Origin of the sequence: Croceitalea sp. MTPC5, from assembly GCF_036985505.1 — a bacterium.
Classification (GTDB): Bacteria; Bacteroidota; Bacteroidia; order Flavobacteriales; family Flavobacteriaceae; genus Croceitalea.
In genome coordinates this window covers 910524-934371 of sequence record NZ_BTGQ01000001.1, presented here as the reverse complement: position 1 = coordinate 934371, position 23848 = coordinate 910524, and the positions used below count along the sequence as shown (strand labels likewise).

At 40.7% G+C, this 23848-nt stretch carries 29 protein-coding genes and 1 tRNA gene; 13 read left to right on the top strand and 17 right to left on the bottom strand.

Annotated elements, in window-relative coordinates; translation table 11 throughout:
• Positions 1-282 precede the first annotated feature (282 nt).
• From AACM45_RS04300 to AACM45_RS04265, 8 genes are read left to right on the top strand one after another with little or no spacing between them, the layout of a single operon-like run.
• On the top strand, positions 283-771 hold the full coding sequence (locus AACM45_RS04300) for a PRTRC system protein E (protein ID WP_339140999.1): 489 nt from the start codon (positions 283-285) through the stop codon (positions 769-771).
• Positions 768-989 carry a PRTRC system protein C gene (locus AACM45_RS04295; RefSeq protein WP_116183680.1) on the top strand — a complete coding sequence of 74 codons (222 nt, stop codon included), beginning with the start codon at positions 768-770 and terminating at the stop codon, positions 987-989. The genes AACM45_RS04300 and AACM45_RS04295 overlap by 4 nt, the downstream gene beginning before the upstream one ends.
• Before the next feature lie 36 nt (positions 990-1025).
• Entirely contained in the window at positions 1026-2069 is a 1044-nt protein-coding gene (locus AACM45_RS04290; protein ID WP_339140998.1) for a hypothetical protein, read from the top strand.
• Between the two features lie 2 nt (positions 2070-2071).
• Complete coding sequence (locus AACM45_RS04285) at positions 2072-2779, top strand: hypothetical protein (protein WP_116183678.1); 708 nt, start codon at positions 2072-2074, stop codon at positions 2777-2779.
• Positions 2769-3548, top strand: coding sequence for a PRTRC system ThiF family protein (locus tag AACM45_RS04280; RefSeq protein ID WP_116183677.1), 780 nt, complete (start codon positions 2769-2771; stop codon positions 3546-3548). Before AACM45_RS04285 ends, AACM45_RS04280 begins: the two co-directional genes overlap by 11 nt.
• Before the next feature lie 37 nt (positions 3549-3585).
• Positions 3586-4239, top strand: a complete 654-nt coding sequence (locus AACM45_RS04275; protein ID WP_339140997.1) for a hypothetical protein — start codon at positions 3586-3588, stop codon at positions 4237-4239.
• Between the two features lie 5 nt (positions 4240-4244).
• Positions 4245-4571, top strand: coding sequence for a hypothetical protein (locus AACM45_RS04270; RefSeq protein WP_116183675.1), 327 nt, complete (start codon positions 4245-4247; stop codon positions 4569-4571).
• Positions 4568-4819, top strand: a complete 252-nt coding sequence (locus tag AACM45_RS04265) for a hypothetical protein (RefSeq protein ID WP_116183674.1) — start codon at positions 4568-4570, stop codon at positions 4817-4819. The genes AACM45_RS04270 and AACM45_RS04265 overlap by 4 nt, the downstream gene beginning before the upstream one ends.
• An 86-nt stretch (positions 4820-4905) precedes the next feature.
• On the opposite strand, the gene AACM45_RS04260 is transcribed toward AACM45_RS04265, so the two are convergent.
• Positions 4906-4979 (bottom strand) — tRNA-Met (locus AACM45_RS04260).
• A 369-nt stretch (positions 4980-5348) separates the two neighbouring features.
• Here AACM45_RS04260 and AACM45_RS04255 point away from each other — a divergent pair.
• Both AACM45_RS04255 and AACM45_RS04250 read left to right on the top strand, forming a co-directional pair.
• Positions 5349-5732 carry an START-like domain-containing protein gene (locus tag AACM45_RS04255; protein ID WP_339140994.1) on the top strand — a complete coding sequence of 128 codons (384 nt, stop codon included), beginning with the start codon at positions 5349-5351 and terminating at the stop codon, positions 5730-5732.
• Between the two features lie 55 nt (positions 5733-5787).
• On the top strand, positions 5788-6633 hold the full coding sequence (locus AACM45_RS04250) for an aminotransferase class IV (RefSeq protein ID WP_339140992.1): 846 nt from the start codon (positions 5788-5790) through the stop codon (positions 6631-6633).
• Here AACM45_RS04250 and AACM45_RS04245 read toward each other — a convergent pair.
• The 5 genes from AACM45_RS04245 to AACM45_RS04225 all read right to left on the bottom strand — a co-directional run bounded on the left by AACM45_RS04245 (position 6630) and on the right by AACM45_RS04225 (position 11165).
• Positions 6630-7178, bottom strand: coding sequence for a YqgE/AlgH family protein (locus AACM45_RS04245; protein ID WP_339140990.1), 549 nt, complete (start codon positions 7176-7178; stop codon positions 6630-6632). The two genes, AACM45_RS04250 and AACM45_RS04245, sit on opposite strands and share 4 nt — an antisense overlap.
• Positions 7179-7305: 127 nt before the next feature.
• Positions 7306-7578 carry an HU family DNA-binding protein gene (locus tag AACM45_RS04240; protein ID WP_339140987.1) on the bottom strand — a complete coding sequence of 91 codons (273 nt, stop codon included), beginning with the start codon at positions 7576-7578 and terminating at the stop codon, positions 7306-7308.
• 176 nt (positions 7579-7754) lie between these two features.
• On the bottom strand, positions 7755-8720 hold the full coding sequence (gene fmt, locus AACM45_RS04235; protein WP_339140985.1) for a methionyl-tRNA formyltransferase: 966 nt from the start codon (positions 8718-8720) through the stop codon (positions 7755-7757).
• Complete coding sequence (locus AACM45_RS04230) at positions 8704-10602, bottom strand: RecQ family ATP-dependent DNA helicase (protein WP_339140983.1); 1899 nt, start codon at positions 10600-10602, stop codon at positions 8704-8706. Before AACM45_RS04230 ends, fmt begins: the two co-directional genes overlap by 17 nt.
• Positions 10602-11165, bottom strand: a complete 564-nt coding sequence (locus tag AACM45_RS04225; protein ID WP_339140981.1) for an ATP-binding protein — start codon at positions 11163-11165, stop codon at positions 10602-10604. The genes AACM45_RS04230 and AACM45_RS04225 overlap by 1 nt, the downstream gene beginning before the upstream one ends.
• Positions 11166-11253: 88 nt before the next feature.
• Here AACM45_RS04225 and AACM45_RS04220 point away from each other — a divergent pair, with 88 nt between their 5' ends.
• From AACM45_RS04220 to murA, 3 genes are all read left to right on the top strand, one after another.
• Positions 11254-11541, top strand: coding sequence for a DUF493 family protein (locus AACM45_RS04220; protein ID WP_339140979.1), 288 nt, complete (start codon positions 11254-11256; stop codon positions 11539-11541).
• A gap of 84 nt (positions 11542-11625) precedes the next feature.
• Positions 11626-12276 carry a DUF4290 domain-containing protein gene (locus tag AACM45_RS04215; protein WP_339140977.1) on the top strand — a complete coding sequence of 217 codons (651 nt, stop codon included), beginning with the start codon at positions 11626-11628 and terminating at the stop codon, positions 12274-12276.
• Positions 12277-12296: 20 nt separating this feature from the next.
• A complete protein-coding gene (murA, locus tag AACM45_RS04210) occupies positions 12297-13604 on the top strand; it encodes a UDP-N-acetylglucosamine 1-carboxyvinyltransferase (RefSeq protein WP_339140976.1) in 1308 nt (435 codons plus the stop codon).
• Here the strand turns inward: murA and AACM45_RS04205 are convergent.
• The 11 genes from AACM45_RS04205 to AACM45_RS04155 form a co-directional block, all read right to left on the bottom strand.
• Positions 13576-14004, bottom strand: coding sequence for a hypothetical protein (locus AACM45_RS04205; RefSeq protein WP_339140975.1), 429 nt, complete (start codon positions 14002-14004; stop codon positions 13576-13578). The genes murA and AACM45_RS04205 overlap by 29 nt on opposite strands.
• A gap of 8 nt (positions 14005-14012) precedes the next feature.
• A complete protein-coding gene (locus AACM45_RS04200; protein ID WP_339140974.1) occupies positions 14013-14435 on the bottom strand; it encodes a BLUF domain-containing protein in 423 nt (140 codons plus the stop codon).
• Positions 14436-14525: 90 nt separating this feature from the next.
• Positions 14526-15860 carry a DUF6624 domain-containing protein gene (locus tag AACM45_RS04195; protein ID WP_339140972.1) on the bottom strand — a complete coding sequence of 445 codons (1335 nt, stop codon included), beginning with the start codon at positions 15858-15860 and terminating at the stop codon, positions 14526-14528.
• A gap of 77 nt (positions 15861-15937) precedes the next feature.
• Positions 15938-16753 carry a helix-turn-helix domain-containing protein gene (locus AACM45_RS04190; RefSeq protein ID WP_339140970.1) on the bottom strand — a complete coding sequence of 272 codons (816 nt, stop codon included), beginning with the start codon at positions 16751-16753 and terminating at the stop codon, positions 15938-15940.
• A gap of 252 nt (positions 16754-17005) precedes the next feature.
• Positions 17006-18007: a pirin family protein gene (locus AACM45_RS04185; RefSeq protein ID WP_339140968.1), complete on the bottom strand. Its 1002-nt coding sequence runs from the start codon at positions 18005-18007 to the stop codon at positions 17006-17008.
• Between the two features lie 131 nt (positions 18008-18138).
• The gene (locus AACM45_RS04180) at positions 18139-18309 is read right to left on the bottom strand and encodes a Lacal_2735 family protein (protein ID WP_339140966.1); all 171 of its coding nucleotides are present in this window, start codon (positions 18307-18309) and stop codon (positions 18139-18141) included.
• Positions 18310-18323: 14 nt separating this feature from the next.
• Positions 18324-19751 (bottom strand): amidohydrolase, encoded by a 1428-nt coding sequence (locus AACM45_RS04175; RefSeq protein WP_339140965.1) that lies wholly within the window; start codon positions 19749-19751, stop codon positions 18324-18326.
• A 101-nt stretch (positions 19752-19852) separates the two neighbouring features.
• Positions 19853-21325 (bottom strand): cryptochrome/deoxyribodipyrimidine photo-lyase family protein, encoded by a 1473-nt coding sequence (locus tag AACM45_RS04170; RefSeq protein ID WP_339140964.1) that lies wholly within the window; start codon positions 21323-21325, stop codon positions 19853-19855.
• Positions 21325-22629 (bottom strand): cryptochrome/photolyase family protein, encoded by a 1305-nt coding sequence (locus tag AACM45_RS04165; RefSeq protein ID WP_339140963.1) that lies wholly within the window; start codon positions 22627-22629, stop codon positions 21325-21327. Before AACM45_RS04165 ends, AACM45_RS04170 begins: the two co-directional genes overlap by 1 nt.
• Positions 22630-23322 carry an SDR family NAD(P)-dependent oxidoreductase gene (locus AACM45_RS04160; protein ID WP_339140962.1) on the bottom strand — a complete coding sequence of 231 codons (693 nt, stop codon included), beginning with the start codon at positions 23320-23322 and terminating at the stop codon, positions 22630-22632.
• A 5-nt stretch (positions 23323-23327) separates the two neighbouring features.
• Positions 23328-23825 carry an SRPBCC family protein gene (locus AACM45_RS04155; protein WP_339140961.1) on the bottom strand — a complete coding sequence of 166 codons (498 nt, stop codon included), beginning with the start codon at positions 23823-23825 and terminating at the stop codon, positions 23328-23330.
• Positions 23826-23848: the final 23 nt, after the last annotated feature.

Genomic DNA, 23848 nt, shown 5'->3' with positions numbered 1-23848 from the left:
AATCCGTGGAAGAGCTCCGCTGTCGCTTTCCACGAAAACGAACCCTAACGGCCCACTACGGTCGATGCCGCTACTATCCCTAACGCTTGCGCCCTCCGGGCGCTTTTTTTGTGGATAGGGAGAAGGAAGTCAAGGGTGCATTTTAGCCTGTTTTTACGAGGATTCCCACAGGTATGGGCGTATCTTGAAAGAGAGTTAAGGAAGGAGCGGGGCAAATTAATACGGTGCAAACCAAGCCCCGCTTTTAACTAATTTTTTTTAAGAACTATAAATACCGTTACTATGACAGACTTCTTTTCAACATTACGGCAAACGGGAATAGAACAATATGGCATCAGTGTCTCTTTTGATGGGGATTCGGTCAGCGTGTCCGTATTGCCCAAATCGAGCGCCAAGGACAAGGCCCTCCAATCCATAAAACCGCTTACCCTACGGGGAAACGTAACGGAAGTGGACGAGAAATTCTTTCAAGTTCTTCAAAAACCCTTGGAGCAGACCAAGGCACTTTTCAGAAACACCGTTGCTTTTGAAAAAGCCTTGGCGGAAACCGAACAAAAGACCCAACAGGCCAAGAAGAAAAAAGAATCGACTACCAAAAAGGCCACCGAGTTAAAGCAACTTCTAAAAGAGAAGGACTTTAACCCCATGAGCGACCATAAGAAGGCAACGGACATTGCCAACGAAATCTTGAAGATAGACCCGAACCACAAGGAAGCGCAAAAGGTCATCAAGGATATGAAAGCATACGAATCCCCAAAACTTTTTCAATGATGGAAATCGCAACAATAGAACGCAAGTACATCTACCAAGACGGCAACAACAATGCCATTGAGTTGGATGATTTGGATAGCCAATTGACCCATCAGCAAGTGATGGAACACTATTCGCAGATCTATGCCGAACTGACCAACGCCAATATCATGGACAAGGGCATAGTCAATGGCCATCATGAAATCCATTTCAAGACCTTGGCAGGAACAAAGGGATAGACCGATGAACGTAGACGAATTTCTAAAACACGAAAGATGCACCCACAAACCGACACCCCTTTTATCGAAAGAACTCAAAGAGTTCCACGCCCGATTGTTCAAGGCGGTTCAACAATCCCATTACAGGTACGGAACGCAAAGACCGAAAGTCTTGCAACCAAAAGTATTTCCCTTTCTGACCTGAGCGTTCTGCCTATTCTTTCCAAGCCGATAATCGAGGACGGATCATCGGTTGATATAAAGGCACTTGCCAGTTTAATGGTGGATGCCACCCGTAACTTTTCGGGAAATATTGACGACTGGCGGTTTTCGGCATCCGATAGCTTGGATGATTTGATATTGCGATGTGCCAATCGGCTGAAAGAAAGGGCAAGAATCGACCATATCGAAGTTTTACGGGAAGATGCCGACCTGCGCTTGGTCTTGAAACGCCATATCGGGAATCGTAGCACGGTCTATTGCATTCCGTTGCGACCCGTTATGCCCCTTCGATGGAAAAACCCTATGCTTTTTGATATACTAATATCCTTTATCAAAAGCCTACCCTATATCAATCTTTTCCATACGGGAGAGGATAGGGTGGACTGGCTTTGGGAATATCTATTTGAGGAAGAAGCCTACCACAGGAAAAACGGTAGTGTTTTTGATAATTGTAACTCGGTCAGGTTCTTTGGTCGCTACCAAAAGCTGTTCGACGAATACGAACCACAGGATTGGAAATTCCTTTTACTAAAATACCGTCCTCGAAAACCCCTGCACAAGCGAATCAAGGAACTGTTATCAAAAGCCGATACCATTGATTTTCGGGTGCCGTTCCGTATCGGAACAAGGGATGCCTATGAAAGTATGTTCGAGCATTGGGAATCTTTCCTGATAGTTGACGATGCGGACAGTGAATTTACCCGTTCCTATATCGAAATGCTCAACGAATGTTCCAACGAATATGACATTATTTCTGCCTATGAACTAACTACGGTCGAAAAAGGTAACCTACAGCCCTTTGAGGAAGGGTCGACCTACAAACTTAATCGATTGGAAGAATTTCTTACCGATCTCAACGAACTTTTAAGACTGCTTTGAACATGGAACAGATTGCCAATTTACGGCCCGATGAACACTTTCTTCCAAAATTTGCCATTATCGGTTATTCCCAAGAAGAAGATTATTACAACAGGGGGCACTACTTTTCATATCACAACATCGTAGGGGCAAAGCTTACGGCAGGGATGCCGCTGACCAAGGATACCGCCCGAAACCTCTTTAGGTGTTTGGAAGGGGATTTGATAAAGTTCAGGTTTAAGGGAATGTTGCCCAAGAACCTTATTCATTTTGATTTCAAAGGAAATCTCCAACTGGTATGGTACGTCCATCCAAAACAGCACACCCTGTATTTCGATACACGAACGGGTATCGCTTCGGGAAATTATCCCTTGCCAAAACTGATCTTCAAGCTTGAAGGGAACACCCTTAAAGTCTTTGCCCTCCATCGAAAGGATACATTGACCGACACCGTTTCATTGTACCACGCACCGTTATTGAACGTAGGGAGGCAAGGAAATGTATGTATGGGCAATGCCTCGATGGATTATGACGGCTTTGACTATTACGAGGACATCATGGGGTTTGTCGAGCAGCAATTCTTTCGTTCCGTTTTTACGGCTACCCATCACAACAACATTGCGAAAGGGAACATTGTGGATGTAATGAAACGGAATTTCAGGAAAACATTCTTTGATGACGCTCTACTGAAAAAAAACAAATTGACCTTAAAGGATTTATATGAAAACTAGAATTCATTTCGCTCCCAACTACTTTTACAATCCAACACATCCCATAACCATCGCATTGATCGGGGTAGGGGGTACAGGTTCCCTGATGCTGGCACGGTTGGCACGGATGGATTTTGCCCTGCGCCAAATCGGACACCCAGGTTTGCACATAATCGCCTATGATTCGGATATGGTTGAAAACAACAATGTTGGCAGACAACTCTATGCCCTTAGTGATGTAGGGGAGTATAAAGTGGTCAATGCCGTCAATAAGGTAAATATTGCCTTTGGTCTGCAATGGGAAGGAATTCCCATGGATGCACTTCCCGATGGCGAGGATATTCGGGCGAACATCATAATCACTTGTGTCGATAATGCCCGATTTAGAACGCTGTTATCAAAATCGCTTGCATTTCCCTTCAAGGGGTCTGAATATCAAAGCATGTTCTATTGGCTGGACATTGGCAACTGTAGGGATAGTGGGCAATTCGTGTTAGGAACTTTGTTCGAGGAAGAACGAAATATGGAACGGGAAGATTTTGAAATGGTGGACAAACTCAAAAACATCATCGATTTTTTTCCCGATTTGGATGCCCATGACATTCCCCGTCTTCAAGGTGCGGGATGTGCCTATTCCGATAAGCTGAACGAGCAATCACTTTTCATCAACGATGTACTGGTCGCCCATGCTTCCGATTGCCTATTTCGGTTATTGTACCACAAGCAGATTCAAAAGCATGGGGCATTTGTGAATTTGGAGAGTGGGAAGGTCAATTCGATTTTGGTCTAATTGAGAATTAAAATATTGACGCTAAAAAATATCAGACATGGAAACGTTGCATTATAAAGGATATGAAATCAAAATCGAGCGGGCTGATTTTCCCCAAAATCCACTTAGGGATTGGGATGGGCATGTACTTTTTTGTCTAAACCACAAACGATATGATTTGCATAATAACACCGATTTTGATACCAATGAATTTGAGAGTTGGGAAGCTATAAGAGAAGCTGTTGAAGATGAATATTGCCCCTTGGCCATATTGCCAGTTTTCATGTACGACCACGGTGGCATTACTATTAAGACTAGTCCTTTTATTTGCTGTTGGGATAGCAGCCAAATCGGTTTTGCCTTTATAGATATTCCTACGTTGAAGCAATGGGGTTTAAGGGCAGGGGATAAAACTGCCAAGGAATTGGAAGAAATGATTAGGGACAATGTTCGGTTGTACGATGATTATTTGACGGGTAATGTATTCGGTTACTCCATTGCCGATTCCAGTGGAAATACTTTGGACAGTTGTTATGGCTATTATGGGGATTTGGGAAAGGAAGATATGATCGGAGAAGCAAAATCAAATGTTGAGCATTACTTAAGGCAAAAGATCGTTAAACACGCTATTAAAGTGAAAAGATGGATCAGGTCACAAGTTCCATTAATATATAGGCAATCAATTGGCCAAATTCAATTTTACTCTAAATAACAAAAATGAAAACAAATAAAAAGAACAGATCTAACATCAAAGAACAGCATTACGGGACAATTCACAATTTCGTCTACCACAACGAAAGGACAGGATTATATGGTAAAAAGTTGGAAGCCTTGTACCGATTGGTGCAATGGAAGGGAAAACCTCTTGATTTTCCGACTGACCATAAATTCTATAATGTCAAGGTTATAGAATATGCCGATAGGGATTTCATAGGTTTTATCAGAACGGGGTTTTCAAAAAAGGCTTTCTTTCCGTGTAAATTGCAGACCGTTGCGCTTCGGCTTTTGGGTAATACTGGCAAATCAAAAGCACCATTGCAATGACCATGTATGCACATTTAATCACGATTTTTAGAAAAATCGACCCAGAAAAACTGTATTGGGAGTTTACCTATTTTGAGGAAAGGTCTTTTCAATCCGCAGCATTTGGGGCAAGAAAAAAAGAATTATTCAAAATTGATGGCAAATTCTACCGTGTGGATATAGTCGAAAAAATTAGCCCTTTGAAACAGCTTCCGAATTTGGTGGTCAAGCACGGTAGGCACACTATTTTTAGAGACTATGTGGAATGATAAGGAAAAACCAAAAATGTTGTACATATGTTGTACAGAACAAAAAAACCCAAGATTTTCGTCTTGGGTTTTTTATCATCAAAAAGTAGCGAGAGGGGGACTTGAACCCCCGACCTCTGGGTTATGAATCCAACGCTCTAACCACCTGAGCTACCTCGCCATTTACTACAATATTTCAATTTTGTCTCCGGGTTATGAATCCGACGCTCTAACCAGCTGAGCTACCTCGCCTTGTTTTAGTAAAGCGGCTGCAAATATAAATGTAATTTTTCGCCCAATCAAAAATCAGAATTAATTTATTAATTGACGTTTATTTTTTTATATTACCGGATTATAGAAATGAACTTGTTTAATCTTTTTGGATTGAAGCGAAAATCAGACATTTTTTGCCCATTCGAAGACTTTTTTGAGTTGCATAACAGCGCTACGGAAAGAAAAAAAGACAAGAAATGGGTGAAAAAGGGTAATTTTTTAACCAATAGAAACAGTTTAAACGAGTTCAATACATCAAACAATTAACGTACAACTAATGGGTGATAAAATAAAATTTGAAATTGAATTTGTAATTCAGTCATCGCCACAATTACTATATCAATATATTTCAACACCTTCTGGCCTTTCAGAATGGTTTGCCGATAATGTGAACTCTCGCGGGGAGTTATTTATATTCATATGGGACGGGTCTGAAGAGAATGCCAAGCTCTTAAAACGAAAGAGCGATGAATTTGTTCGATTCGCTTGGGAAGAAAACGATGATGATAGCTATTTTGAAATGCGTATCATCGTAGATGAGATTACCAAGGACGTATCGCTATTTATCAGTGATTTTGCCGAAGAGGATGAATTGGAAGAGGCCAAGATGTTATGGACCAATCAAATCTCTGATTTAAAACAAGTATTAGGCTCAAAATAAATAGCGACTTTACAGAACATCGTATCTTTGCCCTTGATTTTTTCAAGGCACCCTAATGGTAAATTATAACGGTCAATTACTAGAATCCTCATCTTTTTTTCTTAATCAAGAAAACCGCGGTCTTCAATACGGTGATGCCCTTTTTGAGACCCTGCGGGTCGTTAATGGAAAGATTTTCTTTTGGGAATCGCATTATTTCAGGCTAATGGCAAGTATGCGCATTCTTCGAATGGAAATACCGATGGACTTTACGATGGAGTTCTTAGAGGATGGGATTACCAAGACCATTGCGAAAAATGATTTGACCAATACGGGTGCAAGGGTGAAGTTATTGGTATATCGAAAAGAAGGTGGATTGTATGCACCTAAGAATAACGACATCAACTACATCATTACGGTCTCACCCTTGAACGAACTTTTTTACACCATTTCGGGGAATACCTGCGAGGTAGCGTTGTTCAAAGATTATTACGTGAACGCTGATATGTTATCAAATCTTAAGACCACGAATAAAGTGTTGTATGTAGTCGCTGGCGTGTTTGCCAACGAAAACGGATATCAAAACTGTTTGTTATTGAATGGTAAAAAACAGGTGGTAGAGGCGATTAATGGAAATTTATTTTTGGTTCAAGGGACTAGTATAAAAACCCCTCCCTTAAAAGACGGGTGTTTAAACGGTATTATTCGCAAAGAACTGATTGAACTTATAGGGTCCCTGACGGATTTTGAAATTTTGGAAGAATCAATATCCCCATTTGAATTACAAAAGGCAGATGAGCTTTTTATTACCAACAGTATTTCAGGGATTATACCTATAACTGGATATCGCAAAAAGGAATACAATTTCGAAGTTTCGAAACAATTGCTGGGCAAACTGAATGCCAAGGCGCGGTTGGCCTAGTTTAAGGTAGGGTTTTCTGGGGCGTTGGACCAAATCAGGTAATCCCCACCCAATTCAACCATTTTCTCTTTCCAAAATGCAGAAGATGATTTTTCTATGATTGAGCTTTCATACTCATTATTTACGACCACCCACGATTTCGATAAAAGTTCTTGATCAAGTTGAAGGGAGTCCCAACCAGAATAGCCCAGAAAAAATCGAATATCGGATTCCGTTATTTTGTGATCATTGATTAATTTGATGGTTTTCTCAAAATCGCCCCCCCAATAAATACCATCGGAAATCTCAATACTGCCTTCGATCAGATGGGGTACTTTGTGAATAAAATACAAATTGTCTTGTTCAACAGGTCCACCGTTATAGACTTTGAAGGGCACCTTGATTTCGGTTACCAAATCACCAATATCGTATTCAAGCGGTTTGTTCAGTATAAAACCAACAGAACCTTCTTCGTTATGCTCTGCCAGCAGTACCACGGATCTATTAAATGATACGTCACCCGTTAGTGCCGGTTCTGCAATCAATAATTTTCCTTTTCTAGGCACGGTTTTACGCTTAAAAATGTTCTAACTGTACTAAATGTAAGCTTTTATCCAATAATTTCAAAAACTCGTAAAAAATAAAAGCACCTCTACAAAGAGGTGCTTTTAAATTCGGTATAAATTATAGCTACTAGTTTACAGCGTTACTCAACTCAGTACCTGCTTTAAACTTTACAACATTTTTAGCTGCAATCTTGATAGTTTGTCCAGTTTGTGGATTTCTACCCTCTCTTGCATTTCTCTTAGAAACAGACCAAGATCCGAAACCTACCAAAGAAACCCTGTTTCCTTTTTTAAGGGAACCTTCAACATTTCCTAAGAAAGATTCCAATGCTTTTTTGGCTGCTGCCTTTGTGATGCCAGCATCAGCTGCCATTGCATCGATTAATTCTGTTTTGTTCATAATGGAATTAATTAATTGTTGTTAAAATAATTTTAATGCTGAACAAAAATATGCGGATTTAGCGTCGAGACAAGTAAAACCAAGGGAAATCAACTTTTTTGTTAATAACTTGAATGGTTTGTTGATAACGCCATATGTTTTTGGCCAAAATTCGCTATCACAGTAACAGCAAGGCTTTAGCGCATATAGGCTTCTTCTGAAATTGAAAGTCCGTTCAAAACTTCATGGGCGGCCATTTTGCGTTTGCCCGACAGTTGAATTTCCAAAAGATTGATAAACCCATTTTCAACGGCTACTTTAATACTCTTTTTATCCGCTATGATTTTACCGTTGGTATAGGTGTGATTTTCCTTTTCCATACCCACTTTAAAGATCTTTACCGAAATTTCATTCCCATCATTGACCATGATACTCCATGCCGTGGGGTAGGGACTTAGACCACGAATGTGATTGTAAATGGTTTTTAGTGGCCTTGACCAATTAATTTGGCAGGTTTCCTTATAGATTTTATGGGCAGTTTTTAGGTTTTGATTTTCTTCTTGTTTTTGAAGCTCAACGGTATCCTTTTCTATTCGTACGACCGTTTTGAGTATTAGGTCGGCTCCAAGTGCCATCAGCCTATCATGCAATTCGCCAGCGGTCTCATCAGCAGCTATTTCAAGTTTTTCTTGCATTATGATTTCGCCAGTATCTATTTTTTCATCTATAAAGAAGGTAGTGGCACCGGTTTGGGTCTCCCCATTGATAATGGCCCAGTTGATAGGGGCCGCCCCACGGTATTGAGGCAATATTGAGGCATGAAGGTTGAAAGTTCCATATTTGGGCATTTGCCAAACGACTTTCGGCAACATTCTAAAGGCTACGACGATTTGAAGGTTCGCTTTTAAATCCTCAAGTGCAGCTATAAACCCTGGGTCTTTCAAGTTGGTGGGTTGTAATAAATTCAGTTCGTTGTCAAGGGCATACTTTTTTACTGCGGATTGCTGTACTTTCCTTCCTCGCCCTGCGGGGCGATCCGGTGCGGTAATCACCCCTACGATATGATATCCACTAGTGACCAGTTTGTCCAGCCCCGCAACTGCAAATTCAGGAGTACCCATAAAAACAATCCTTAAACTCCTTTTTCTACTTGTTGATTCCATATTCGTTCTTGTGATTTAATTTTACGGCTTCATCTTCCAGCAACTCTTGTAAAACCCTCAAGACCCGCCTTTCGTTATGGAAAAGACCGACGGCAAGTTCCCTAGACGTCTTACTTCTTTGCTGTAATTGTTTTAAAATCTCGGTCTTTATTTCGGTTGAAGACAGGTGTTCACTTCCATTCTTGACACATACGTCGCATAGACCACAGTCTTTTTGTTGGGTTTCCCCGAAATAGTCAAGTATAAATCTACTTCTACAAATACCACTATTCTGAGTGTAATCGAACATAGCACTTAAATGATCTCGTTTAGTATTGTTCAATTGTTCCATTTTTTTGGCAAATGGATGAATGGTTTTTTCATCTTCCCTGGGCACGAGAAAAGTAATTTCTAAATCACTATCGCTTGAACTATAGGCTGCGATACCATCGCTTTCCAGTTTTTGTAGTATTTGTTGAACCTTTTTTTCATCGGTGTGTCCCTTCTTTGCCAATAAAAAGGTATTTATCCTAGTTTCAAAATCAAAAATACCCCCATAGGTTCTTAGAATGGTCAATACGATATCTGAAATGTCCCTATTGTTCTCTAAATAACCAAAAATAGCTTCCTTCGAAGTGGTGAATTTCAATATGGTTTTTTGTTGAAAGGCCTCAGAAAGTCTGATGACCCCATGTTGGTCTAGAACTTTTAATGTATTGTACGTAAGAAGTAGGGGTAACTTATACTTGTTGCTAAAAGCATTGAAATGTAATCCAAACGTTTCGCCACTCCCCTCCCCGTAGGCTATTTGAAGGTGACTGTTCAGTTTTTGGTAGGTGTTTTTTACATGTGCTATTGTGGGTAAGCTTTCTAAAAATTGCCTTTTAGCTTGCATGGCGTCTTCTTTATTGGTCAAAATCACGGCTCTGGCAGGTTGTCCATCACGGCCTGCCCTGCCAGCTTCTTGAAAATAATTTTCAATACTGTCAGGTATTTGATAGTGTACCACTAATCTAACGTTCGATTTGTCCACTCCCATACCGAAGGCATTGGTCGCTACGATTACCGGAATTTTGTCGGTAAGCCAATCGTTGAGTTTTTTTTCTTTCTCGGCTTTTGTCAAGCCCCCATGAAAATGGGTAGCGACGATACCTTTACCATTCAAAAAATTGGCCACTTCCATCGTTTTTCTTCGGGTTCTTACATAGACAATTGCAGTATCGCTATCGTTTTTGAATAGTTGTTTTAAATGATACCGTTTGTCGTCGGTTTGTTTAACCGAAAGCGCGATGTTTGAACGGGAGAAGGAATCTTTGAAAATTATTGGTTTTACCAATTGTAGGTTTTCAGCTATCCCTTTAGCGACCTTATGGGTCGCAGTAGCGGTGAGGGCAATGAACGGAACATTGGGCCGTAGTTTTCTTAAAATGGCGCAGTTAAGGTAAGAAGGTCTAAAATCATTGCCCCATTGCGAGATACAATGGGCCTCATCTATGGCAATCAGGTTAATGTTCATCTGTGTAATACGCTCTTGCACCAGTTCTTGTTGCAATCTTTCGGGAGAAAGGTATAAGAACTTATAATTGCCATATACACAATTGTCAAGCAGCTTGTTAAGCTCTTCGAACGAGAGTCCACCAGTCAATGCTATAGCCTTAATACCTTTGGCTTTAAGGCTTCTGATCTGATCATTGATTAAGGCGATTAAAGGCGATACTACAATACAAAGCCCCTCTTGGGCCAGTGCGGGAATTTGATAACAAATTGATTTGCCACCTCCCGTAGGCATCAAGGCTAACACGTCTTTTTGGTCAAGTATTGAATTTATGACCCGCTCTTGAGAACCTTTGAAGGTAGCATAGCCCCAATATTTTTTTAGAATTCCTTTTGGATTAAGCGGCACTAAGCAAGTTTTAATTCATCGAGTATAAAGGTAACACGATCTTCGATAGTCGTTTTTGGTATTTCAATGGGTCGATAGCCAAATTTCGTGTAGGTACCGATCAAGTGTTCATGAATTGCCTCTGCCTCTTCAAAGGTCTCAAAACGTTCGTTGTCTGAGATATAGATATCCCTCCATGGGGGCATTATAAACAGGATATCATAACGATAATCCTCACATGCCCTAACGAAGTCATTGGAGTAGGTTTGGTTGAAATAGTCCATATACGCCAATACGTCAGGTATGCCCCTATCAAAAAAATGAACCGTCTCACTGGATTTTTCGGCTTGAATAACATCATTTATCCTAGCATCGAGCAAGGTCTGATTGAATTTTTTTGGGTCATCGACAAAAACCAACGGATTTGAAACCAATTCTTTTGAGATTCCATCTTCTTTCGCTTTTGCGGTCATACTACGTATGATTTCATGAAAACAATGAAAACCCCTTGCTTCCAAAGCTTTGACCACAACGGTTTTACCTGTACCCGGTGCCCCGGTTATGACTATCTTACCTGCCTTCAAGAATCTTACTTTTAAGCTGCAAAGAAATGAAATCATTACAACCAAAAAAAATTGAATTTATACCGCTTATATTTGTTGAAAAATAGAGATGGAAGACCAGAAATCAGAGGCGTTTTACAAAAGATTGAAGGAGCAATTATCGGAAAACGGAAAATGGCCCTCGAATTACCTTTATAAATTTATAGTACCTACAGGTGAGGAAAAAATCAATGCCATCGCCAAAATCTTTGATAACACCGGCGCCGTGATAGAATCAAAACAATCAAAGAAAGGCACGTATACCAGTCTTTCGATTACGGTCAACCTTAAAAATCCTGATGCCGTCATTGAAAAGTATAAGGAAGTCTCCCATATAGATGGCGTAATATCGTTGTAAATAGGGCTGAATGGTATAATTTTCTTATTTTGCAGGCGAATAAGAACAGTTTCTTCCTGTTCATGTAATCATAAACTTTCCGATTTGAATTTAGTAGAAAACCTAGAATACAATACCGAGCGTTCAAAATTGATTATCCCTGAGTATGGGCGGCACTTCCAAAAAATGGTCGACCATGCGGTTTCAATAGAGGATAAAGAAGAACGTAATAAGGTTGCCAAGGCCATTATAAGCGTTATGGGGAATTTACAGCCGCATTTGCGTGATGTGCCTGACTTTCAGCATAAACTTTGGGATCAATTGTTCATTATGTCCGATTTTCAATTGGATGTTGATTCCCCGTTCCCCATTACTTCGAAAGAAGTGCTGCAAAAACGCCCAGAAGCGTTGGAATATCCTCAAAACTATCCTAAATATCGATTTTATGGTAATAACATAAAACGAATGATAGACGTTGCAGTAAAATGGGAAAAAGGTGATTTGCGTTCTGGTCTTGAATATGCCATTGCAAACCATATGAAAAAATGCTATCTCAACTGGAATAAGGATACGGTTGAGGATTCCGCAATTTTTGCACACCTCAAAGAGTTGAGTGATGGCGAGATTGATTTGGCCCCTGATGGTGAAACACTTACTGAAAGCACCCAGTTCTTAAAGAATAGGATCCAGAAGACCAATAATAGGTCCAACAACAAAAAGAATCAGCGCAACAATCGCGGAAAAAAACGATACTAACTACCGATTTATAGTCTCAAATGGGAACATTTAGAATTGAGGGTGGTCATCAATTACATGGTGAGATAACCCCGCAGGGTGCAAAAAATGAAGCATTACAAATACTTTGTGCCGTATTATTGACCTCTGAAAAGGTTACGATACATAATATTCCAGATATTGTCGATGTCAACAAATTAATTGCCCTATTGGAAGATTTGGGGGTTAAAATTCAAAAAAGGGGCAAGGGTTCCTATACTTTCAAGGCCGACGATGTGAACCTGGATTATTTACAATCTGATCAATTTAAACAAGATGGACGTGGTCTTAGAGGTTCTATCATGTTAGTGGGTCCATTGCTGTCAAGGTTTGGTAAAGGTTACATACCGAAACCAGGAGGGGATAAAATAGGTCGTCGAAGACTGGACACCCATTTTGAGGGTTTTATAAAACTTGGGGCAAAATTCAGGTACAATAAGGAAGAACATTTTTATGGGGTAGAGGCCAAGCAATTGAAAGGCACCTACATGCTTTTAGATGAGGCATCGGTGACGGGTACCGCAAATATTTTGATGGCCGCGGTTTTGGCCAAAGGCACAACCACGATATACAATGCAGCTTGCGAACCTTATTTGCAGCAGCTTTGTAAAATGTTGGTAAGAATGGGTGCGAAAATCACGGGTATAGGTTCGAACCTATTGCGTATTGAAGGGGTTGAGACGTTAAACGGTACCGAACATACCATGTTGCCCGATATGATTGAAATCGGTAGTTGGATCGGTCTTGCCGCAATGACCAAAAGTGAACTGACTATTAAAAACGTCAGTTGGGATGATTTAGGACAAGTTCCCAATGCTTTTCAAAAATTGGGGATTCAATTGGAAAGGCGCAACGACGATATTTATATTCCTAAGCATGAAAAGGGGTACCAAGTACAAAACTATATTGACGGTTCGATAATGACCATCGCAGATGCTCCATGGCCAGGCCTTACCCCAGACCTGTTAAGTATTTTATTGGTCGTTGCCATTCAAGCTAAAGGGGAGGTCGTCATTCATCAAAAGATGTTTGAAAGCAGGCTGTTCTTTGTGGATAAGCTTTTGGATATGGGCGCAAAAATCATCCTCTGTGATCCCCATAGGGCAACCGTAATCGGTCACAACTTTCAATCTACCCTAAAGGCCACGACAATGACCTCACCAGATATCAGGGCGGGTGTCTCATTATTGATAGCCGCACTTTCTGCAAAAGGTACTTCTACCATACACAATATTGAACAAATTGACAGGGGTTATGAAAATATTGATGAACGTTTGCGTGCTATAGGGGCCAAGATTGATCGAGTGTAAGAATCCGTATAAGGCCGATTGTAAAAATCAACGACCACAATATCGTTCTTGACCAGTTACGTACCACCAATTTTTTGGTAATCGCTTCATTTTCATTTGTGTTTTCAATGTTGCCATGCAATGGTACGAAAATGCTGAAAGTCAGTACCCATGCCGTAATTACCATAAGTAGTTTTATGGTGTTCAACGTGTCAAAGACCTTGATTGCCAATAGTGTAGTGAATAGTAATTGACCGAACATCAAGGGCAGTACCACAACAGTTATCCTTTTGGTATACGACCGATGCCACTTTTTGAGATTTTTTAAGGAATAATGTTTTAAACCTGGATAGATGACCAACTGCACCAACCAAATGAGTACAAGCAATCCAGTATCAAAAAGCAACGCAAATAGGTACATCCATTTTTTTACGAAAATAGGATTTCTTTTACATTCGCAAAAAATGGAAATATCAATTTGTTTTTACTTTCGAGTGCATTTGACACGTTGATAAAAGAATCAATTTGTCCCATTTTTAAATTGGCGGAAGTTCCGTTCAGGCCATAATCATGAAAAGCCATGCTCCATTTTGTAAAAAGCCTGCCTTGAGTGTCTTCTTTTTCAATTAATTGAACATCTTGATGCCGTGGGTCCCTTAGTATCTTGTGGAATAATCGTTGTACTTTTTCCTGCTCTCCTTCCAAAAGTTGTAAAAAGTGCGAGTTGTGATAAAGAAGGCAACCCGTGATGCCGTGTTCTGCGTTGTATTCCTTTGCATTGCTCAACATACCATATATTTCTGGCAGCACAAACGAATCATCCGCTACCGAACGGTAAACAAGCGAATGCATAATAAAGTATTTATTGCTTTAGGTTGCTTAAAGATATTAAATTTTATTTGCTAAGCTTTTAAGCTTGAAGATGTACTTGTTTACCCTTTCTTATGCCTTACTTCTCGAAAGAAGTTGTTTAATAGCTAGCCATTCAGGGCCGTCATGTAGGGATTTGAATTCTTTTTTGGTTAAAATGCTTTCCCTCTTCTCCCATTTTCGCCAAATCAGGACCTTTAGTATTTTAATGCTGATGCGTTTTGAGCGGTCGTTTTCCAATTGTGCCAATTTCAATGCTGCCGCGAACAACTGTTCATCATCGATATCACCGTAAAAACGAATGGCACTTGCGATACTGTTATTGGCAGAATCAATTTGCTTTTTGTTCCAAAATTTTTCAAATTTTGCATAGTGATATTGAGCCTTTTCCTGGGCTATGCGCAGCCCCTCTTCAGCCTGTTGCACACTTGGTGTATTGTAGTTGATATTATGGTATAGGGCATAGATTTCAATTGGCTCTGCAAGCCCAAGTATACTTCTTCTTTTGTTTACGGTAACCGGGTCTTGTATGGGATATGGTGCTTTTTCCCCCATACTTGCCCCATAGGTCTGTTTGCGCCATGTTTCGCGGGCGATCCTATCATGTAATTCGGCGTAATGGTTTGGGTCGACATCCTTTTTTTGAATTGCCCTTTCTAATAATTTGAGGCATTTTTCTTTGAAAAAGACGTCTGGGTGATGTTGCGGTATGGCCCAGGCTAGTTTTGCACCCTCTGCACCGACCAAACGATTACCGGGCCAGCCATAAATTTGGATAATGCTATCCAGCTTGTTTTTATTGATTTCCCATCGAATTTCAACGGGTTCAAAAAGCTTGTCATAATACTCATAACCAGCACTTTCGGGCAAAGATTGAATAGCCTCTTGATATTCTGATAAAGCTAGTTGATCTTTTGCCCACATATCCTCTAACGTTTTGAGCAAGTCAGGATTTTCAATCGTTCGGTTATAGGCTGCTTTTGATTTTGTAAAGTTAGCTATGACTCCGTTCCAACTACTATCATCCCTTAGAGGGGCTAATTGGGGATAGGTAACCAATAAAATGGAATCCCGCAGTCCGTTTGCTATTGCCTTGTTGAGGGCTAGAAATGCTTTATCATTTTCATTATTAGCGGCAAAGACCGTTGCTATCATAAAATAATTATCCCAATTTTTAATCGGCATGGACTCCGTAGCTTCGAATAGCAGTTCAGCTGCTTCCAATGTCGGTTTTTGATTTAGGGCTTGGTATGCTTCGATAAATTCGGCGACCCATTTTTGATTAAAATTAGTTATTTGGCTTTGTTGACGGACCTCTTGTTTATCCTCAGATTTACAATCCGTCATACATAGCGCAGCTAAAATACCCACGAGGGCCATGTGCGGATTACATTTCAAAAAAGTCATTTGTTCTATTTATACATTGTTGGGGCAAAGAAAGTGTGGATATTATTTCTGGAATAGAACCAAATTTGCCTTTAAAATTAGAGTTTGAGGTAAGTTCTAGGCAAATAGCCCGTCATGGACTTGAATATTCTAATAAAATGGCTTTGATCCGAAAAGCCACAGATATAAGCTATCTCAGTTAGGGAATGTTTAGAGGTATGTAACAAGTCGATTGCCTTCTTAACTTTCAGCTTTCTCGTGTATTCGCCCATAGTACATTGAAAGTACTTTCTGAAATGTTTGGAAATGGTAGTAGGGTGAACCCCTACGTTAGTGGCCAACTCCTGCAGGGAAATATTTTCGTTCCACCTATCATTCAATAATTCTCGAACCGATATTGCCCAATGCGGTAAGAGATCCTCTTTTTTTAAATTAAGGGAATTTTCGACAAATGCGACGAAGAGCATTTCTATCACATCTTTAGATTGCATATCGTTAAGCAATGCTTCACTCATTACCTTTATAAAGGTAAAAATCGGTTCATGGCCCTTTTTTACGGCTAGGTCAATATCAGCCTCGATATAACCATATCTTTCTAAGAATTGGGGATCCAATTCCAGGCTGATGTGTTTTGACGGAAAACAGTTGTATACATTTCGATGCGGTTCATGGGAATGATAAAAATTAACCGAACCGGCCACTCTTTTCGTGCTATTTCCTTTTCTGAATTCGGTATTGTTTCCATATAACACAAAACTGATCATCGGTTTTTCATGCGAATGCCAAACCCCGGTTTCCGTGACAGTATTATAATTTGTAATTCCAACTGAGACCTCTTCAAAGTCTGTAACTTGATAGTCAGGGGCTAGATACTGTCCTTTCTTTAAATGAATATGGTCAAATGTTGAAATCATAGTGCTTGCCACAAAATAAAAGAAACTGGTTCTAGTAAGTAATGACTTTTATTATTCTCCCTTTTAAGACGTGATAGCAAGGGTTTTGTTACGTGATCGGTACTTTTTTGAATTTAGTATGGGTCTGAGGTCACCTAAAGTGTGTTCACACTACCGTTTTTCAATACAACTAAGTCCAATGTGATTAAGGCAACTATTTTCTTAGTTGCTTTGATTTAAGAAGCTTGTAAAATCTTAAATTGTCGAAATAGTTCATTTTATGATTATTTTTCCATCGGGATACTTGGCAAACCTACCTTTTTCCTTTTCATGAACATGATCAGGGTGGGGCCAAGGCCAGCCCCCAAATTGCGTCAACCGGTATTCGTCCATAGCTTGTTGGATCTCTTCATCGGTATTCATGACAAACGGACCGTATTTGGCTACGGGCTCGGCGATAGGTTTGCCCTGAAGCATCAAAAAATGGGCAGGTTGCTTACCTACTTTAAAAACAATGTCTTGCGAAGCATCCAATACAATCCCAAAACTTCGATTCACTTTTTTATCCCCAAAATGGATTTCTGAACCTTCATAAAAATAGAGTGTTCGTGATACTGCAGCCCCTGCTTTTGGAAGTGTAAACATGGTTTCTGCATCTACATGAAGGTTCCAAATGGCCACTTCATTCTCTTTTTTGGCCGCCCAAGAATCTGGAGCCGGATGGTTCGCTTGATTTCCTTTGTAGTTTCCGGCAATTACTTTCACTATAGCATTTTCTTCTTGTACTACGGGAATGTCTTCATGCCAAAGCATTTTAAAATAGGGGTCCACAAACTTGTCGGCTTTGGGTAGGTTCAACCATATTTGAAAAAGTTCCAATGTATTTTCTTTGTCATCATGAAGTAGCGGAAACATTTCTGAATGTTGTACACCGCGACCAGCGGTCATCCATTGTACGTCCCCCTCACCGAAACGCCCTGCGGCCCCTAACGAATCTGAATGATCACAAAAACCTTTGTTTACGATTGTTATGGTCTCAAACCCACGATGTGGATGGTATGGAAACCCGGGAATGGTGCTGCCATGATACATTCTCCATCCATCTTTCAGGGTAAAGTCGTTCCCGATATTTCTGCCCTCTAAAAGTTTGGAATCTGGTCCCATCTCGCCATTGCCCTTTGGATAATGGTCTAAATGGTATACACAGAATAAAAACGGGTCTTGGGTTTGCCACGGAAAACCCAAAGGGTAGGTTTGTAATACGGGGTCATTCATGACTTATAATTTTACCATAAAGTTACATCATGCCATTTTTAATAAAGGGTCCGGGACTAAAATCCAGACCCCCTTATTCACTGCACCGATGATAAGACCGATTTCATATTGTCACCAACTTCAAAATACCTCTAAGGATTCTGTAACGCATCGATTTGTTTCTGTATGTCATCTGCCTCAGCATACTTGCTGTCACTTTCGCTTCTATTGATCTTAGAAAGATCAAAAGCTTCTTTCATGAGTTTTTGATACTTCTCCTGTAATTTCTCTACTTCTGTTTTCTTTTTAAATAATCCGAACATAGCAATTCTTTTTTTCAGTTATCCCCAATCGGTGGAGGTCCGTCAATCATTGGCTCATATACTTCATCGCCTTTTCTTGTCTTAAACTCTTCGGTCACCTTATCGATTAGCTTTTGGTCTTCGAATAGATCTACCATCGTCATGGCCATTGCTTTTGAGGCATAGACCATTCCCTTATGACCAATACTCATACCCCCACAGGCCACTACGGCCCAAGAGTGCCATGGGGTACCTTTTGGTGCAACGGTCACCCCTAAATTGATGTTCGGTACATTCCAACTTACGTCACCAACATCGGTTGAGCCGCCACCAGGTGTTTTTTCGGTTTCCCGTAAGGGATAAATACTGCTATCCATACCGACTTCGGGCTTGCCCGTTGCCTTTTGAATGGCCTTGCCGAATGTGGTTTCTTCGGTTGTGTAACTGATAGGCCCTAACAACTCGAGGTTTTGCTGCATTATTGCACCACCGGTTCGATTGACCAATGTCTCATAGATACCAGAGACCAATGAAATTTTATAATCGACGTTAGCCATTATCGCAGCTCCTTCTGCCATGGCTTTCAACCTTTCGTAAGTGGGTAGCATTACCTTGCGTTTTGGATCGCGGACCCTGACCCATAGTTTTGAATAATCCGGTACCACATTCACAACTTGTCCGCCATCTTGAATATGATAATGGATTCGCGAACTTGGCAAAATGTGCTCTCGGTAATAATTGATGCCCGTGGTATACAGTTCTAAAGCATCTGATGCACTTCGCCCATTCCAGGGATCCGCTGAAGCGTGTGCGGCCTGACCATAGAATTCCACTATAAAATCTATTAGTGAGAGGCCGCTTTGAACATCAGCCTCTATACCCGCGCTGGGGTGCCAACTAATATTGACGTCCACGTCATCCCAAAGCCCCGCTTTGACCATCCAAACCTTGGCAAAGTACTTTTCTTCTGCCGGTGTACCCAAAAATTTGACCGTCCCCTTTATTTTTCCGGCGTCCATCAATTCTTTGATGGCAATTGCCGAACCTAGGCTGGCAGTTCCGAACATATTATGTCCACAACCATGTCCTGCTGCATCCGGTTCAAGGGGTTCTTTTGTCGGACTTGCTTTCTGAGATAAGCCAGGCAAGGCGTCAAACTCGCCTAAAATACTGATAACGGGACTTCCCGACCCGTAAGTAGCGGTAAACGCAGTAGGAATATCTGCAACCCCTCGAGTTACCTTTAAACCATTTTTTTCTGCGTAATCAGCTAAAATTTTCGAAGATTCACTTTCATTGAAGGCGGTTTCTGCCAGTGCCCAGATAGAATCACTGATCTTGATAAGTTTTTCTTTGTGCTTCTCTACTGAAGCAATGACCGCCTTCTTATTCGAATTCAGTTTTTGTGAGCTTACCGATAGGGTTGCACATAACAAAATAAGGATGCTGAGGTTTTTTTTCATAATGCTTGTTTAAATGATGGTTATAGGCATTCTAAAGATACTTAAAGTTGGTATAAACTTGACCGCTCGTTGCGGCAATAAATTATCATAGTGATGTCTGATTAAATCTGTTGGTCCCAAACCGGCCTCCCCGGAAGCGTATGTTTTTTAATAATCCGTGAACTTTCTTTTTTGGTTTTTTGTTCCTTTTTAAAGGTATATAACATTTCGCTGGCATATTTTCTCATCCTATCGATATCGACGATAGGTTTTGGATAGTCCCTTTCGAGTTGAAAATTTAAAAAGACCCCTTCCATTTCGGGAATCTTCCAAGGTTCATGAATATAACTTGCCGGTAATCTTGAGAGTTCTGGAATCCATTTCTTAATAAAAATACCCTGTGGGTCGTGCTCTTTACCATTTTTAACGGGATTATAAATTCGTATGGTATTTACCCCAGTTTCCCCTGATTGCATATTTAATTGTGGAAAATGGATGCCAGGTTCAAAATCAAGGAAATGTTGGGCAAGGTGCTCGGTACAATCTTGCCAGGGTTGCCACAATAAGTGGGTGAAAAAAGAAGCGAGCATAGCACGCAGCCTGAAGTTCACGAATCCGGTGGATATAAGACAACGCATTGCAGCGTCTACCAGTGGAATTCCCGTTTTTGACTTCCTCCAAGCTTTTTGCAAGTCTGGCCTTCTTTCTTTATGTAGGGTATGGTAACCTTTATTGATACTTTTGAATTCCATTTCACCCTCCATCTCAAATTTTTGGATAAAATGTGCCTGCCATCTCATTCGAGAGAGAAAGGCATTGAGTTCTCGTTTGCTAACGCTATTTCTGTAATTCGCGGCATGTTGACATACTTGACGGGTAGATAAATTGCCCCATGCCAAATACGGTGATAACCTGCTGCTGTGTAGTCTTGAGGTTGCTGGTTTTGAATAGTTCTTATTATAGCCTGATATGCGCCGCTCTAAAAATGAGTTTAAATATTTTACGGCTGTTGTCGTACCTCCCCTTTGTATATTCGGGTTTGTTCGGGTTTCGAGGGAAACTGTCGTAAATTTCGGTAATATGTGTTCATCGATTTCTTGGATTGAAAGAAAGTTTCCCTCAATCATGGGAGGTTTGTCGATAGGGCTATTGATGAAGTCGACCCAATGGTCTTTCCAGGCCTTTCTGTTTTGAATACCCCTTAAAACCCCATTTTGAATACTTTCCGTCCAAAGAATTTGTTCCGTTTTACACCATTCAGCCACCGTTTTGTCACGATCATAAGTCATGAGCATTCCCGTTTCTTGATAAGAAAACAGCTGTCGAATAGTAAATTGGGAGTGTAGTTTTTGTAAAACGGCTAATATTTCACCCTGTATGATGGCAATCTTGGTAGAAAAAGGATTTAATTGCCGCTGCATATCAGCTAGGCTTTGCTTGATAAAGTCAATGTGTTTTTCACTGTAGTGCCCATCTTGCATCCAAAGGGGTTCAAAACAATAGAGCAATAAAACCTTTTCTCGGGTGCGAATCGCCTTGACCAATGGTTCGTGGTCTAAAAGTCTCAAATCCCTTTTGAGCCATACGATGACCATTATGCCACAGCTTCTTTATATACTTTCAAACAACGTTCACGGGCCATTTTATGGTCTACCATTTTATCAGGATATGTAAGTTCTTGCAGTTCTGGCACCCATTTATTGATATACGCTTTTTGTTTGTCAAACTTATCTACTTGGGTCATAGGGTTAAAGATTCTGAAATAGGGAGCAGCATCTACGCCACTGCCGGCAGCCCACTGCCAGTTGCCCACATTGCTTGCCAATTCGAAATCCAAAAGTTTTTCGGCAAAATATGCTTCGCCCCACCGCCAATCAATAAGAAGATGTTTGCACAAAAAACTGGCTACCAACATACGCACGCGATTATGCATGTACCCGGTCTCATTCAGTTCACGCATGCCCGCATCCACTAGGGCATACCCTGTTTGCCCATTTTTCCATTTTTCAAATTCCCCCTCATCGTTTCGCCATTCAATACGGTCATATTTTGAACGGAAAGCCTTGTCAACCGTATGGGGAAAGTGCCATAAGATCTGCATGAAGAATTCGCGCCAAATCAATTCGCTCCAAAACACCTCATTATCAGCTTTAATTGCCTTTCTGACCATTTGCCTTACCGAGACCGTTCCAAATCTCAGGTGCGGCCCCAATCGAGAGGTACCCTTCTCTTTTGCAGGATAATTTCGGGTAGCCTCATAGTTCTCCACCAAATCTTTGGTAATGGTATAATCGGGTACCTTTATCGATGAGGTCTCAAAATCCATATCGCCTAGGGTAAGGTTGGGCAGGCGTTGGTGTTTTACGCAGTTCTCAAGTTTTGGTTCGTAGTCCACCAAATCCGTTGAAGGGTTAAAGTGTTCCTTCCATTTATTTTTATAGGGGGTGTACACAACGTAGGGATCTCCGTCATCTTTGACAACTTCACTTTTTTCAAAAATAACCTGATCTTTAAACGTTTTGAAACCAACACCTTTTTCCGCCAAAAAGTTTTCTATTTCCGTGTCACGTTCCTTTGCATAAGGTTCATAGTCATGATTGGTAAACACATTTTGAACCTCATATTCTTCCAACAGCTTAGCAAATACCTTTTTAGGCGTATCATGAAATAGCGCCAAAGAGCTGTCGGCTTTATCTTGAAGTGTATCGCGCATTTTTTGAAGTTGTTCAAAAATAAAGGTGACCCTAGCATCATTTTTGGGCAGCTTGTGCAAAATCCCTGGATCGAAAATGAATAAGGGATATACGGGATATTCCCCTTTCAGGGCTTGGTATAGTCCTACATTGTCTTCAAGGCGAAGGTCACGACGGAACCAAAAAATAGTGATGTTGTTCTTCATTTATGAAACGTTCAAGGTTGACATTCCACCATCAACACCCAAAACCTGCCCTGTTACCCAAGTGCTTTTGTCGCTAAGCAAGAACACGGCAAGGTTAGCTATATCCGCTGCGGTGCCAACTCTTTTTAATGGGTGTCTTTCGGCCATCATTTCACGTTTTTTATCATTGTTCAATAAGCGACCTGCCAGAGGGGTATCGACAAGGGAGGGAGCGACACAATTAACCCGAACTTTTGGAGCCGACTCTGCTGCCAATGATCTTGCGAAACCTTCAATGGCCCCTTTTGCGGCAGCGACGCTTGTATGAAACGGCATACCGGTAGAAACCGCCACGGTGCTAAAAAATACCATGCTCGCACCTTCCGCCATCTTTGGCATGATGGTTTTGACTGCATTGACCATGGCAAAGAAATTCAATTCCATTTCTTCCCTAAATGTGTCCAAAGACAACATTTTTAACGGTTTTAAATTGATACTGCCCGGTAAATAGGCAAAACCATGAATTTCATCTGGTAATCTTGAGGTATCTAAGGTGTCCGTGGTCGCATCGAATGGAATATAATCCACATCCAACCCCTGAAAGTCATCATTTTTTGTTCTAGATGCTACATAAACGGTATGATCGGCACATAATATTTTTGCCATTTCAAAACCTATTCCATGAGAGCCTCCTATAAGTACTATGTTTTTCATTGGTATTAAATTGATTTAATTTTTAAACTGTTTGTATAGCCCTGGAGTATACCAAACATACTATTCAACTTCGCCTCACGAAAAGCAAAAATCCGTAGCAATTGTTTTTTAACTATAAGGGGATGGGCAATTTGACCCAAAATACCCAAAGGAATCTTGTAGTCGATAATATCCTCCATTTCAATACCCCCATCGATTTCGTTGATGAAATGTTTGTGGTGCCAAAGCGCATAGGGGCCAAAAAGCTGTACATCAACAAAATATTCGCCTTCTTTTACATGCGTTATTTCAGAAACCCATTTGGTTTTGAAACCAGGAAACGGACTTACCCGATATTGTATGAGTTGCCCTTGATACATTGGCCTGTCGGCCCCTGAAAGTATGTGAAACCCCATATGTTCCGGTGTGATCACCTTAAGGTTTTTGGGGTCGGATAAAAATTCCCATGCCTTCTCTTTCGTAATGGGGAATGCTTGCTTGGCCCTCAGCTGGTATAATTTCATGAAACGGTTTTTTCAAAGATAAA

Bases quoted from the DNA above. Each gene is read 5' to 3' on its own strand.
- AACM45_RS04280 (WP_116183677.1), top strand. From the start codon at position 2,769: ATGAAAACTAGAATTCATTTCGCTCCCAACTACTTTTACAATCCAACA.
- AACM45_RS04270 (WP_116183675.1), top strand. From the start codon at position 4,245: ATGAAAACAAATAAAAAGAACAGATCTAACATCAAAGAACAGCATTAC.
- AACM45_RS04265 (WP_116183674.1), top strand. From the start codon at position 4,568: ATGACCATGTATGCACATTTAATCACGATTTTTAGAAAAATCGACCCA.
- fmt (WP_339140985.1), bottom strand. From the start codon at position 8,720: ATGGAATCAACAAGTAGAAAAAGGAGTTTAAGGATTGTTTTTATGGGT.
- AACM45_RS04155 (WP_339140961.1), bottom strand. From the start codon at position 23,825: ATGAAATTATACCAGCTGAGGGCCAAGCAAGCATTCCCCATTACGAAA.
- AACM45_RS04220 (WP_339140979.1), top strand. From the start codon at position 11,254: ATGGAAGACCAGAAATCAGAGGCGTTTTACAAAAGATTGAAGGAGCAA.
- AACM45_RS04250 (WP_339140992.1), top strand. From the start codon at position 5,788: ATGGTAAATTATAACGGTCAATTACTAGAATCCTCATCTTTTTTTCTT.
- murA (WP_339140976.1), top strand. From the start codon at position 12,297: ATGGGAACATTTAGAATTGAGGGTGGTCATCAATTACATGGTGAGATA.
- AACM45_RS04205 (WP_339140975.1), bottom strand. From the start codon at position 14,004: ATGTACCTATTTGCGTTGCTTTTTGATACTGGATTGCTTGTACTCATT.
- AACM45_RS04195 (WP_339140972.1), bottom strand. From the start codon at position 15,860: ATGACTTTTTTGAAATGTAATCCGCACATGGCCCTCGTGGGTATTTTA.
- AACM45_RS04160 (WP_339140962.1), bottom strand. From the start codon at position 23,322: ATGAAAAACATAGTACTTATAGGAGGCTCTCATGGAATAGGTTTTGAA.
- AACM45_RS04185 (WP_339140968.1), bottom strand. From the start codon at position 18,007: ATGAATGACCCCGTATTACAAACCTACCCTTTGGGTTTTCCGTGGCAA.
- AACM45_RS04165 (WP_339140963.1), bottom strand. From the start codon at position 22,629: ATGAAGAACAACATCACTATTTTTTGGTTCCGTCGTGACCTTCGCCTT.
- AACM45_RS04285 (WP_116183678.1), top strand. From the start codon at position 2,072: ATGGAACAGATTGCCAATTTACGGCCCGATGAACACTTTCTTCCAAAA.
- AACM45_RS04275 (WP_339140997.1), top strand. From the start codon at position 3,586: ATGGAAACGTTGCATTATAAAGGATATGAAATCAAAATCGAGCGGGCT.
- AACM45_RS04180 (WP_339140966.1), bottom strand. From the start codon at position 18,309: ATGTTCGGATTATTTAAAAAGAAAACAGAAGTAGAGAAATTACAGGAG.
- AACM45_RS04175 (WP_339140965.1), bottom strand. From the start codon at position 19,751: ATGAAAAAAAACCTCAGCATCCTTATTTTGTTATGTGCAACCCTATCG.
- AACM45_RS04255 (WP_339140994.1), top strand. From the start codon at position 5,349: ATGGGTGATAAAATAAAATTTGAAATTGAATTTGTAATTCAGTCATCG.
- AACM45_RS04190 (WP_339140970.1), bottom strand. From the start codon at position 16,753: ATGATTTCAACATTTGACCATATTCATTTAAAGAAAGGACAGTATCTA.
- AACM45_RS04295 (WP_116183680.1), top strand. From the start codon at position 768: ATGATGGAAATCGCAACAATAGAACGCAAGTACATCTACCAAGACGGC.
- AACM45_RS04240 (WP_339140987.1), bottom strand. From the start codon at position 7,578: ATGAACAAAACAGAATTAATCGATGCAATGGCAGCTGATGCTGGCATC.
- AACM45_RS04200 (WP_339140974.1), bottom strand. From the start codon at position 14,435: ATGCATTCGCTTGTTTACCGTTCGGTAGCGGATGATTCGTTTGTGCTG.
- AACM45_RS04300 (WP_339140999.1), top strand. From the start codon at position 283: ATGACAGACTTCTTTTCAACATTACGGCAAACGGGAATAGAACAATAT.
- AACM45_RS04170 (WP_339140964.1), bottom strand. From the start codon at position 21,325: ATGGTCATCGTATGGCTCAAAAGGGATTTGAGACTTTTAGACCACGAA.
- AACM45_RS04290 (WP_339140998.1), top strand. From the start codon at position 1,026: ATGCACCCACAAACCGACACCCCTTTTATCGAAAGAACTCAAAGAGTT.